This window comes from Actinomadura physcomitrii, from assembly GCF_008923205.2.
GTDB lineage: Bacteria > Actinomycetota > Actinomycetes > Streptosporangiales > Streptosporangiaceae > Spirillospora > Spirillospora physcomitrii.
On sequence record NZ_WBMS02000003.1, the window covers coordinates 211,113 to 222,764 of the forward strand.

11 protein-coding genes are annotated in these 11,652 nt (G+C 72.0%); 6 read left to right on the plus strand and 5 right to left on the minus strand.

What is annotated here, in order from left to right:
• Positions 1-5: 5 nt before the first annotated feature.
• Entirely contained in the window at positions 6-2,279 is a 2,274-nt protein-coding gene (locus F8568_RS05040; RefSeq protein WP_151591859.1) for an MMPL family transporter, read from the minus strand.
• Positions 2,280-2,595: 316 nt separating this feature from the next.
• Here F8568_RS05040 and F8568_RS05045 point away from each other — a divergent pair, with 316 nt between their 5' ends.
• Positions 2,596-2,880, plus strand: a complete 285-nt coding sequence (locus F8568_RS05045; RefSeq protein ID WP_151591862.1) for a hypothetical protein — start codon at positions 2,596-2,598, stop codon at positions 2,878-2,880.
• Positions 2,881-2,894: 14 nt separating this feature from the next.
• On the opposite strand, the gene F8568_RS47800 is transcribed toward F8568_RS05045, so the two are convergent.
• Together F8568_RS47800 and F8568_RS05055 are read right to left on the minus strand one after the other, a co-directional pair.
• On the minus strand, positions 2,895-3,152 hold the full coding sequence (locus tag F8568_RS47800; protein WP_328600727.1) for a helix-turn-helix domain-containing protein: 258 nt from the start codon (positions 3,150-3,152) through the stop codon (positions 2,895-2,897).
• Positions 3,153-3,445: 293 nt separating this feature from the next.
• Positions 3,446-5,317, minus strand: coding sequence for a hydroxysqualene dehydroxylase (locus F8568_RS05055; RefSeq protein ID WP_151591864.1), 1,872 nt, complete (start codon positions 5,315-5,317; stop codon positions 3,446-3,448).
• Between the two features lie 230 nt (positions 5,318-5,547).
• Between F8568_RS05055 and F8568_RS05060 the strand changes: the two genes are divergently transcribed.
• The 3 genes from F8568_RS05060 to F8568_RS05070 are packed head-to-tail and all read left to right on the plus strand — an operon-like array spanning position 5,548 to position 8,694.
• On the plus strand, positions 5,548-7,017 hold the full coding sequence (locus F8568_RS05060; RefSeq protein ID WP_151591866.1) for a flavin-containing monooxygenase: 1,470 nt from the start codon (positions 5,548-5,550) through the stop codon (positions 7,015-7,017).
• A 12-nt stretch (positions 7,018-7,029) separates the two neighbouring features.
• Entirely contained in the window at positions 7,030-7,314 is a 285-nt protein-coding gene (tatA, locus tag F8568_RS05065) for a Sec-independent protein translocase subunit TatA (protein WP_151591868.1), read from the plus strand.
• A 33-nt stretch (positions 7,315-7,347) separates the two neighbouring features.
• On the plus strand, positions 7,348-8,694 hold the full coding sequence (locus tag F8568_RS05070; RefSeq protein ID WP_202124507.1) for an oxygenase MpaB family protein: 1,347 nt from the start codon (positions 7,348-7,350) through the stop codon (positions 8,692-8,694).
• Between the two features lie 86 nt (positions 8,695-8,780).
• On the opposite strand, the gene F8568_RS05075 is transcribed toward F8568_RS05070, so the two are convergent.
• On the minus strand, positions 8,781-9,401 hold the full coding sequence (locus tag F8568_RS05075) for a TetR/AcrR family transcriptional regulator (protein ID WP_151591870.1): 621 nt from the start codon (positions 9,399-9,401) through the stop codon (positions 8,781-8,783).
• A gap of 228 nt (positions 9,402-9,629) precedes the next feature.
• On the opposite strand from F8568_RS05075, the gene F8568_RS05080 reads away from it, so the two are divergent.
• The gene (locus F8568_RS05080; protein WP_151591872.1) at positions 9,630-10,217 is read left to right on the plus strand and encodes a hypothetical protein; all 588 of its coding nucleotides are present in this window, start codon (positions 9,630-9,632) and stop codon (positions 10,215-10,217) included.
• Here the strand turns inward: F8568_RS05080 and F8568_RS05085 are convergent.
• The gene (locus F8568_RS05085; protein ID WP_151591874.1) at positions 10,214-10,846 is read right to left on the minus strand and encodes a nitroreductase family protein; all 633 of its coding nucleotides are present in this window, start codon (positions 10,844-10,846) and stop codon (positions 10,214-10,216) included. The two genes, F8568_RS05080 and F8568_RS05085, sit on opposite strands and share 4 nt — an antisense overlap.
• Positions 10,847-10,976: 130 nt before the next feature.
• Between F8568_RS05085 and F8568_RS49350 the strand changes: the two genes are divergently transcribed.
• Positions 10,977-11,549 (plus strand): HD domain-containing protein, encoded by a 573-nt coding sequence (locus F8568_RS49350; RefSeq protein WP_160573504.1) that lies wholly within the window; start codon positions 10,977-10,979, stop codon positions 11,547-11,549.
• The last annotated feature ends 103 nt before the right edge of the window (positions 11,550-11,652 follow it).

Here is an 11,652-nt window from a genome sequence, read left to right on the forward strand (position 1 = left end):
CCGGCTCAGCGCCCGTCGACGGGGAGCGGCGGCACCCCCGCGTCCGGGACGGTAGCGGCCGGCATGTTCGCGGCCGGCATGTTCGCGGCCGGTACGGTCGGGGAGGGCGGGACGCGCCGGGTCAGTGCCTCCCCCTCGATGTCCACGTTCGGCAGCACACGCCTCAGGCTACGCGGCAGCCACCAGGCCCGGTGCCCGAGGAGCGCCAGGACCGCGGGCGCGATCGCCATCCGGACCACGAAGGCGTCGAACGCGACGGCGGAGGCCAGGCCGAGGCCCATCGTCTGGATGGTCGGGTTGCTCATCCCGACGAATCCGGTGAACACGCTGATCATGATGATCGCCGCCGCGGCCACCACGCGCCCGCTGTGCCGGAAGCCGCCGACGATCGCCTCGCCGGGTGACGCGCCGTGGACGTAGGCCTCCCGCATCCGGGAGAGGAGGAAGACCTCGTAGTCCATGGCGAGGCCGAACACGATCCCGATGATGAGGATCGGCATCAGCGACATGACCGGCCCGGTCTGCTCGATCCCGATCAGGTCCGCCGCCCATCCCCACTGGAAGACCGCGACGAGGACGCCGAAGGCGGCGCCCACCGACAGCAGGAAGCCGAGCGCGGCCTTGACCGGGACCAGGACCGAGCGGAAGACCACCGCCAGCAGGATCACGGCCAGGCCGATGACCACGCTCAGATAGGGCAGGAGGGCGTCGGCCATCGCCTCGGAGATGTCGATGTTCAGTGCGGTGGTGCCGGTGACCGAGATGTCGGCGCCCGTTTCGGTCTCGACGCCGGACGCCGCGTCCCGGATCTCGTGCACCAGGTCCTTCGTCTTGCCGCTGGCCGGCGCGGTCCGCGGGACGGCGGTGAGGACCGCCGTGTCCTTGGCCCGGTTGAGCACGGGCTCGTCGACCGACGCGACCCCGTCCAGGCCCCGGACCGTCCGGACGACCCGGTCGGTGGCCGCCGCCGGGTCCGCGGACTTCGACAGGTCCACGACCACGGTCAGCGGGCCGTTGAAGCCGGGACCGAAGCCTTCGGACAGCAGGTCGTAGGCGCGGCGCTGGGTGGTCTCCACCGACTTCGACTCGTCCCCGGGCAGCCCGAGCTCGAGGCTCAGCGCCGGCAGTGCGACGGCGCCGAGACCGAGCACCGCCACCAGCAGCACGGCCACCGGCCGGTGCAGCACGAACCGCGCCCAGCGGGTGGCAAGCCCGGGCCGGCCGGCCGCCGGACGCCCGCCGCTCGGCCCGCCCGCCTTGCGGACGGCGCGCGGCAGCACCCGCCTACCGAACGCGCCGAACAGCGCGGGGACCAGGGTCAGCGCGACGAGCACGGCGAGCGCCACGGCGCCCGCGCCCGCCATGCCCATCTTCGTCAGCTCGGGGATCCCGACGACCCCCAGCCCGACCAGGGCGATGAAGACGGTCGCGCCGGCGAAGACGACGGCGGACCCGGCCGTGCCCACCGCCCGGCCGGCGGCCTCCTCCGGCGCGCCGCCCCGGGTGCGCTCGTCGCGGAAGCGGGAGGTGATGAAGAGCGCGTAGTCGATCCCGACGGCCAGCCCCAGCATCAGCGCCAGGATGGCGACGGTGGACGTCAGGCCCAGCGGCACGGCCAGCGCGGTGACCGCGCCGAAGGCGATGGCCACGCCCCAGAAGGCGGTCAGCAGCGACAGCCCGGCCGCGACCAGCGACCCGAGCGCGAGGATCAGCACCACCGCCGCGACCACCACGCCGATGATCTCCGTCGTGCCGCCCGGCGCCTCCTCGGCGTCCAGGGCCGAACCGCCGATCTCGACGGTCAGCCCCGCGTCCCGCGCCTTGCCCGCGGCGTCCTGGAGCGCGGTCTTCGCCGGTTCCTTCAGGTCGACCGCGTCCACGGTGTAGGTGATCGTGGAGTAGGCGATCGTGCCGTCCCCGCCGACCGCGCCGGTCTTGTAGGGGTCGGTGACCGACGCGACCTGGTCGCCGCCGTCGAGGGAGCCGAGCGCCGCCTCGACGGCCGCCTTGCTCGCCGCGGCCGTCACCCGCTGCCCGTCCGGGGCCTGGAACACCAGGCGGGCCTCGGCGCCTTGGGCGTTGGTCTGCGGGAAGCGCTCGTCGAGCAGGTCGAACGCCTTCTGCGACTCGGTGCCGGGCATGGAGAGGTCCTCGTCCTGCCCGGCCGGCGCCGTGGCGGCGGCGACCCCGGCCAGCACCAGGACGCCCAGCCACAGGCCGATCACGAGCCGGCGCCTCCGGAAGGCCCACCGTCCGATCCGGTAGAGAAATGCCGCCACCTGTTGATCACTCCAGACACCGCTAGGGAAAGGGGGATGCGCGAGATCCGCGCGCCTCCCACACTTCCCTCCGGCGCCCGCGCCGGGCATCGTCCCTCGTCGCCGTCTTCCCTTGGTGCACCCGGACCAGCGGCCCCCGCGGCCTAGTGCCGACGCACTAGCCGACCGTGCCAGGACCGGTGCCGGGGACGCCCTCTTGTTTGGCTACTGTCGATCACCTCTGCTATACGTAGAGTCACTCCACCTGGTTCGGGGTGGAGAAGGGGGCACCCGGTGTCCCCATCGGGGACCCGGGTGTGACAAGAAGAGGAATCACATGAAGTCCTTCAGCTACACCGAGCTGGACAAGCTGGCCGGCGAGGTCCTGCCGGAGCGGGCCGTGCTGTCCACCCTTCTCGTCGGTGGCGACACCGACAACGACAACCAGAACTTCAACCTCGGCAACGGCGGGCACGACGGCGGCACGACCGCGGTCGTCCCGAACTGCCAGAGCGCCATCAACCACTCGCAGGGCGGCCTCATCGGCGCGCTGGGTCTCAGCTCCGAGAACCCCAACTCGTCGTTCACCTGCGCGAGCAGCTCGGTGGTCTCGGGTCGCTGACCCGGATCGACGTGTTACGCGGGCCGCGGCCCGTCCGGGAAGGGCCGGCGTTCTCTCGCCGGCCCTTCCCCCTTTCCGAGCCGTTCTCCACCGGACTGCGGTCCGGTGAAGCCGCGCAGCTGGCGGCGTGAGGTGATGCCGAGCTTGCGGAAGATGTTGCGCAGGTGGGCGTCGACGGTGCGGGGACTGATGAACAGGCGGGTGGCGACCTCCTTGGAGGTGGAGCCGTCCGCGACCAGCCGGGCGATGTGGGTCTCCTGCCTGGTCAGCACGTCGGCGGCGCCGCGTCTTCCACCTCACCCGGCCTCGGACGCGCAGGCCGTCGGACTTTCTCCTCTGGAGGTAGCACGACTTCGCGGTGCCTTTCCGCACGGTACCGTGGACCGGTCTCGTGCGGAATGGCCGCCCGTAGGTGAGCGATCCGTTTTCAACAACAGTCGGTGCGCCGTCCGGGCCGAGCACGCATCCCCACGGGGGCTTGCGTGCCGCCCGCGACCCGGCCGTTCGGCGCGCTGGGCCGGGCCGCGGGCGGCGGCTCGGGGGTGGGATCCGCGGGACCCGGCCGTTACGGCTTGGCCGGGTCGTAGAGGTCGAAGACGTTCGGCTGGCCGGCCCTGTAGCGCCGATCATCGTCGTCGTAGAAGCCCTGGAACTCCTTGGGCAGGTACAGATTGAAGATCTTGGCGGGGGTGCCGCCGGCGCCGGAGGCGTCCAGGATCGCGTTGGCGGCCTTGCGGCCGGCGGTGTTGGCGCCCTCCATCGTCGCGAGGTTGATGTCGGCGCGGACGTAGTCGGAGGCCAGGAACAGGTTCGGCAGCGCGGTGGCGGCCTCGGGGCGGTGGTTCCACGATCCCGGCTTGTTGATCATCAGCGGCTCGTCGTTGGCGACCTGCGGGGTGCCGTTGCCGGTGATGGCCGGGTCGATGTAGTAGGAGTGGATGTTGGCGTCGTTGAGCACCACCCCGCCCCAGGGGATCGCCCGGCGCAGCTGCTCCTTGACCTCGTTGAAGATCTGGTCGGAGGTGCACTCGCGGGCGGTCTTGCCGTACAGGACGCCCTTGGTGTCCCAGGAGGACAGGTCGATCGACAGGCAGTCGTTGACCTCGCCGTTGCCGTAGGTCGAGCCGAACTTCTTCTTCCAGAACTGGCCCTGGTTGATGGAGGTGAGCGCCCAGGGCTGGCCGGCGTAGGCGACGTGCCCCTTGGCCAGGCTGATCGGCTGGCGCAGGTAGATCATGATGCCGTTCATCCAGTCGGTGGTGATCTGCGCCAGGTTCTTCAGGTTCGGGTCGGCGGCCAGGATCTGGTCGTTGAGCAGCGGGACGGCGCGCTCGACGGGCACCGCGAGGACGTAGTAGTCCGCGTCCACGGCCGCGGTGCCGCCGGATCCGGTGACCTGCGCGCCGCTGATCTTCTTGTCGGTGACGTCGAGGCGGGTGAGGGCCGCGTCGGCCACGAACTTGACGCCGAGGGTCTTGAGGTAGGCGACCCAGGGGTCGATGAGCGCCTCGTTGGTGGGGGCGTTGAGCAGCCGGTCGGGGGCCTTGTAGCCGCCGAGCCCGAGCGTGCTGTAGACCCACGCCTCGGCCATCAGCCCCATGGTGTGCGCGTTGGCCTTGTCGGGCTTGGCGGCGACGAGCGTGCCGGTGAACAGCTGGACCAGCATCTCGTTGTAGGGCTTGTCCATCTTCTCGGCGTGCACCATCTCCGAGAAGCTCATGTTCTCCCACTGGTTGTAGCGGCGCAGCGGGCCGCTGGTGACGAACGCGAGCATCTTCTGCAGGAAGTAGGCGACCTCCCACGCCTGGACGGTGCCGAGCAGGTTGAGCCCGGTGGACAGGAAGGTCAGCAGCGAGTCGGGGCTGAGCGTGCCCTCGATGGTGCCGCGGGCGGGCAGCACCAGCTTGGTGCCGTTGTAGAACGCGGCGACCTCGGTGCCGGCGACGAGGTTGTCGAAGGCCTTGCCGCCGCCGGGCAGCGGGATCCGGCTCATGGTGTCGGGGAGGTTCTGGTAGAAGCCGGGGAAGAACCGGAACCCGTGCTCGGCGGGCAGGTCCTGGCGTCCGCCGCTGCCGGTGTTCGGGACGGGCATGCTGCGGCATTTGCCGCCCCAGGCCTTCCGCTCGTAGATCGTGACGTCGAAGCCGCGCTCGGCCAGTTCGTGGGCGGTGGACAGGCCGCCCATCCCGCCGCCGAAGATCGCGACCCGGCGGCCGGCCTGGGCGGCGCGCCCGGTGCGCGGGGCGCGGCGCGCGGCCGGGGTCGCGGCCTGGGCGCGGCCGGTGCCGAGGACGCCGGCGGCGGCGACCGCGCCGGCCGCGGCGATCGCCCCGGTGACGAACCGGCGGCGGTCGAGCCCGCCGGTGCCCGGCCGCCCGTCCGGCCCGTCCGACGCGGACGGGGATGACGCGTTCTGCGATGGAGTCGTGTCCTCCACGGCGCACTCCTTGGGGGGTGGCGTGCTAACCGACACTAGCGTCGGTTGCGGATGGGCCCTCACTATGAACACGCCGCGGTACGGCGTCAAGCCCTTCTGGATGTTCCGTCCATGTCTTGACTCCGCTCCACCGTTCCGGCCACCCTAACCGACATGAGTGTCGGAAAGAGGAAGGCGGCGGGAGCGGCTCCTCGTGCGGCGAGCCGCCCCGCCCGGCCGGGGAGACGCGCATGACGCGCAGGAACATCTCGATCGCCATCGTCGGCAGCGGATTCAGCGGGATCGGCCTGGCCATCGCCCTGAAGAGGGCCGGCTTCACCGACATCACGATCTTCGACAAGGCCGACGGCCCCGGCGGGGTCTGGCGCGACAACACCTACCCCGGCGCCGCCTGCGACGCCCCGTCCCACCTGTACTCCTACTCCTTCGAACCCAAGCCGGACTGGACGCGCCGGTTCGCCGAGCAACCGGAGATCCTCGCCTACCTGCGGCACTGCGCCGCCAAGTACGGGCTCATGCCGCACTTCAGGTTCAACACCACCGTCACCGACGCCCAGTTCCAGACCGCGACCGGACGATGGCGCCTGCACACCGCCGACGGCGAGACCCGCGACTACGACCTGTTCGTCGCCGCGTGCGGCCAGCTGTCCAACCCGGCCGTGCCGGCCCTGCCCGGCCGGGACCGGTTCGGCGGGACGATGTTCCATTCGGCGCGCTGGGACCACGGCCACGACCTGGCGGGCAGGCGCATCGCCGTGGTCGGCAACGGCGCCAGCGCCATCCAGTTCGTCCCGCTGATCGCGCCCGCCGCCGAGCGGCTGACGGTCTTCCAGCTCGAGACCCACTGGATCAGCCGCAAACCCGACCGCCTCTACCCGCGCTGGCGGCACGCCCTCAACCGGCGCGTCCCCGCCGTGCAGAAGCTGTCGCGGCTGGGCGTCTTCCTGTGGTTCGAACTCGTCCTCAACCCCGCGCTGATCGCCCCGCGCGGCCGCCGCGTCCTGTCGGCGCCCGTCCGCCTGCTGTGCCGGTACGCCCTGCGCTCGGTCCGCGACCCGCGGCTGCGGCGCCGCCTCACGCCCCGCTACGAACCCGGCTGCAAACGCATCCTCACCTCGAGCGAGTACTACCCGACGCTCAACCGCCGCAACGTCACCGTGGTGGACGACCCCATCACCGAGCTCACCCCGCACGGAGCCCGGACCGCCGGCGGCGACCACCACGCCTTCGACACCCTCATCTGGGCCACCGGGTTCCGCTCCCAGGACTTCGTCGCCCCGATGCGCGTCGTCGGCGCGCACGGCACCGAGCTCAACGCCGCCTGGAAGGACGGCGCCCGCGCCTACCTCGGCCTCGCCGTCACCGGCTTCCCCAACTTCTTCCTCATGTACGGGCCGAACACCAACGTCGGGTCCGGCTCCATCGTCCACATGCTGGAGAGCCAGGCCGCCTACATCGTCCAGGCCGCGCGCCTCCTCGCGAGCGGCGTCACCTCCATGGACGTCCGCGCCGACGTCCTGGACCGCTTCGACGCCGCAGCCCAGCGGCGCCTGTCCACCTCCGTCTGGAACCAGGGCGGCTGCGACAGCTGGTACCTCGACGCCGACCACCGCAACACCAACAACTGGCCGGGCTCCATGACCGGCTACCGCCGCCGCACCCGCCGCCTCGACCCCGTCGACTACCACCTCGAACACTGAGAAGGACACCCCATGGCCGGCCTCGGCACCAGCGAACTGCTCATCATCCTCGCCGTCGTCCTGCTGCTGTTCGGCTCGGCGAAACTCCCGCAACTGGCCCGCTCGCTCGGCCGCTCCGCCCGCATCCTCAAGACCGAGACCAAGGGCCTGCACGACGACGACCCCGCCGAGACCCAGACGACGGCCCCGCCCGCGCGGCCGCTGCCGGCGACCGTCCGCACCGAACACCGCGACACCCGCACCGAACACCGCGTCGTCCGCCCCGAGCGCCGCGACGCCGGCCCCGCACGCTGGTAGCGCGGCCCCCACCGTCCGAGCTTGGAGCATCCGATGTCCATGGCCGACAGCCCCGCCGCCGCCCAGCCCGGCGCCGCCCGGCACCCGCACGACTACTACTACCGCGCGGGCATGGAACTGCGGCCGGCGCCCGAGACCGCCGCCGTCTCGCCCCTGTGGCTGACCAGACCGCACATCGAGCAGTTCTCACCCTGGATCACGGTGCGGCCCGTCCCCGTGCAGACGCCCTTGACCCGGCTCTTCGACGACCACCGCTGGCAGGGCGACGAACTGATGGACGCCCTCGTCCTCGCCTTCACCCGGCTCGGCATGGCGCGGGGCCGCCGGATGCTCGACCGGGCGCTCGACCACGGCATCGACGCCGTCACCGACCCGCCGCCCGAACTGGTCGCCCTGTTCCGGCAGCTGGACGACCCGCCCGGCTGGTTCGACGCCGGCCGCTGGGAACGGGGCCGCCGCCTGTGGATCAACGCCTCCCTCGCCGGGAAGCTCACCATGGTGCTCAGCGACGCCATGGGCACCTTCGTCGGCGCCGAAGTGTCCGCGGCGACCGGGCAGACCCGCAGGTTCCTCGCCGACTTCCGCCGCCGCGAACTGGAGACCGTCAGCTGGTTCTACGAGGTCACCCGGCCGGGCGGCGCCGACCGACGCTCCCCGGTCTTCAAGAGCATCGTCCGGGTCCGGCTGATGCACGCCCAGGCACGCCTCGCCCTCCGCCGCATCTGGGGAGACGGCCACTTCGCCCGCCACGGCAACCCGATCTCCAACGCCATGACCATGGGCGCCGCCGTCACCTTCGGCCTCCTGCCGCCGCTGTTCGACCACGCCCACGGCCGGCGGATCAGCCCGGACGACCTCGACGACGTCATGCTGTACTGGGCCTACATCGCGCACCTGATGGGCGTCGCCGACGAGCTCATTCCCCGCAACGCCGTCGACGGCCTGCGGATGGCCCACCACATGATCCTCACCGCCGGCGGCCCCACCGAATGGACCGACATCACCGTCAAGGCCGCCGCCGACCACGTCTTCAGCCGCAACCCGGTCCTGCGGCGCCTGCAGGCCCACGCCGCGGCCCCGGTCGTCGGCCTGGTCTCGGCCCTCGCCGGGGAGTCCCTCGTGCGGGCCCTGCTGCGCGCATCACCTCTCGCCACGGTGCGGCTCCAGCCCTGGCAAGCCATCGCCGAGCGCCTCGTCCACCTCAACGTGACCGTGCGCAGAGTCGGCGACCGCCTGCCCGGCGCCCGCCGCAGGATGAACGCACGCGCCCGCCACGGCGACGCCTGGCAGCGGACAGGCCTCGCCCTCGCCGCCAGGCGCGCCGCCCGCTCGGGAGTGTCCGGCACACCGTACGACCACCACGACACCAGCGTGAGATGAGCCCGGGCCCGCTCAACGGGTGCGAGGGACGCCCGCCCCGGGCGCGGTCACCGGACGCCTCGGGCATGGGGGCGCGGAGCCTTCCTTCAGGCCCCGTGCTCCCCATGCCCGAGCCCGGTCCACAGCATTCGCATCACGCCCTCGACCAGCATCACCTTGGGCATCTCTGGACGGCGCTCCCACCACTGCGCCACCCCGTCCAGGCCCGAGATGATCAGCTCGACCATCGCCTCGGCGATCGGCTCGCCGGCCTCCACGCCCACCGTGCGGATGTCGTCGGCCAGCAGCGCCGTCACCGCGTGCGTCCGCGACTCGCGGATGCCCTGCCGGACGATCCGGATCTCCGGATCGTCCTCGCCCGTGCGGTCGAACAGCAGGCGCCGGGCGTCCGGGCGGCTCTGCGCGAAGCCGAAGTAGGCCTCGATCGTGGAACGCATCCGCTCCTCGGCGGTCCCCGAGGCCCGGATGCGGGCCCCGACGAACTCGATCAGCGACGCGTTCTCCTCCTGCATGACCGTCAGCAGCAGCACCCGCTTCGACGGGAAGTGGTCGTACAGCACCGTCCGCGCCACCCCGGCGGCCGCCGCGATCTCGCCCAGCGACGTGCCGTGGTACCCCTTCTCGGCGAAGATCTTCACCGCCGCGGCGGTGATCAGCGCCTTGCGCGCCGGCGCGCGCAACCGCGGCTTCGGACCGGCGTCGCCCATCGTCGCAGCTCCTCCAGCGCAGTAGGGACACCATTATGACCCGCTCGGCCGGGCGCGGATCTCTGGCGGGCGTCGCGTTGGTCGGGGATACTCCTTCCGCCAGATCTTGCCGGGCTGCTGCCGCCCGCTGCGGGCGGGTGACACCGAGGGGTCTGGGCGGGAGCGAAGGCATGGGCGATGACCGGGGACGGCGTGAGGGCGCGCGGGTGGACGGATCGTCCGCGGGCGGTGCGTCCGCCGGCGGCGCCGCCGGCCGCGCGGGCGGGGCTGCTGCTCGACCTCGCCGACGCCGAGATGCAGTGCGGCCGGCCCGCCGCCGAGCACATCGACGAGGCCCTGGCGCTGCTGGGCGAGTCCGCGGACCGCACCCGGGCCCTCACCGCCCTGGGCGGACTGCGCTTCACGCTCGGCGAGCACCGGGCCGGAGCCGAGGCGATGGACCAGGCCCTGGCGAGGCTCACGCCCGACGACCCCGCGATGGCGCCGCTGCTGGCCGACTACCTGACGCTCACCACGTTCCGGACGGCGCTGCACCCGCTGGCCGAGCAGCGGCTGCGGCCGGTCGTCGCGGCGGCGCGGCAAGGGCGGCCGCCCGAGCATCCCGCTCTGCTCGCCCATCTGGTGCTGCGGCTGGCCTTCGCCGCCGAGCCCGCGGCACGGCTGCGCCCGCTCGCCGAGCGCGCCACCGCCGCCGACCCGCTGATCGATGCCGCCACGCACGGGATCCTGATGGGGATGGTCGTCCAGGCGCTCTGCTGCGCCGACGAGCTCCAGGCGCTGTTCGGCACCGCCGCCATTGACAAGAACGTGTTCTAGTTTTTCTGCTCTCCCCATCGGTCCGTGTAGACCACCTCGGCGACCGGGCGCCGGCGGACCGGTCCGTGCCTGCCGCGGGGCCAGCCGACGACGATGTGCCCCGCGAGCATCCAGTCGTCGGGCACTCCGACGGCCTCGCGCAGGAGCGGCTCGCCCCCGTACGACGCCCAGCTCGTCATGCACGCGCCCAGCCCCTGGGCGCGCGCCGCGAGCAGGAAGTTCTGCATGGCCGGGAAGATCGACCCGCCGAGCAGCAGCTCCGACGCGGTGGGGAAGCGCTTCTGGGTGAACAGCACGGACGTGAACTCGCCCGCACGGTCATGGAGCTCGTACGTCGCCCGGTCGGCTCGGGCGCGGCGGCTGTCGTCCTGCTCGTCCGGGCGGGTCATCCCGTAGACGGGCTCGATCACTCGCAGCGCCTGCTCCGCCGCCTTGGCGACGACGGCTCGCGACTCCGGTGACCGGAGCACGATGAACCGCCACTCCTGGGCGTTCGCGCCGGAGGGCGCCCAGGTGGCGGCCTGCAGGCAGCGCCCCAGCGTCGCCTCGTCGACCGGTTCGCCGGTGAACCGGCGGATCGTCCGCGCCGTCGACATCACCGTCCACACGTCGGTGGCTGGTGTCGTCATGTCCGCTCCTCACCACGGCCTTCGTGTAAGAACAAAAGTTACAGCATTGGAGAATCCTATTCTCAATGGCGGGTCGGCGATAGGAAGGAATATGCTATTGCATATTCGCAATCGCTCAGGAGGGCCGGTCATGTCGCACACACCCAAGGCGAGCGCCGAGGAGATCCTCGAGACCTTCCCCGAACTGCGGGACATCGGCGACGAGGAGCTGCGGGCGTCCGTGGTGGAGATCTGGCGGGAGGTGCTGGAGGAGAGCGGCTGGGAAGCGGTCTCGCAGGTGCCGAAGCACCCCTACAAGGTGCCGGCCACCGTGACCCTGGTCGACCACACCCGGTCGGTGACGCAGATGGCCGTGGCGGTGGCAGAGGTGGCGGAGCGGGTCCAGGGCATCGCGTTCGACCGCGATCTGCTGATCGCGGCCGCCAACCTGCACGATGTCAGCAAGCTGCTCGAGTTCGAGCCTTCGCAGAGCGGCGGGCGCGCCTCGCGCTTCGGGCATCTGGTCCAGCACGGCTTCTTCGGCGCGCACAAGATGTGGGAGAAGGGCCTGCCGCTGGAGATGGTGCACAACGTGATCGTTCACACGACCACCTCGCGGTATCTCCCGCAGACGTGGGAGGCGGTGATCGTGCACTACGTCGACTACCTCGACTCCGACGCGCTCAACCTGGTCCACGGGGTGCCGCTGAACATCAAGAAGTAGGCGCCCGTGAAAGCGGCGGCGGGGCCCCCCCCCCCCGGGGGGGGGGCCCCCCCCCCCCCCCCGGCGGGGGGGGGGGGGGGGGGGCCCGGGGGCGGGGCGTCCG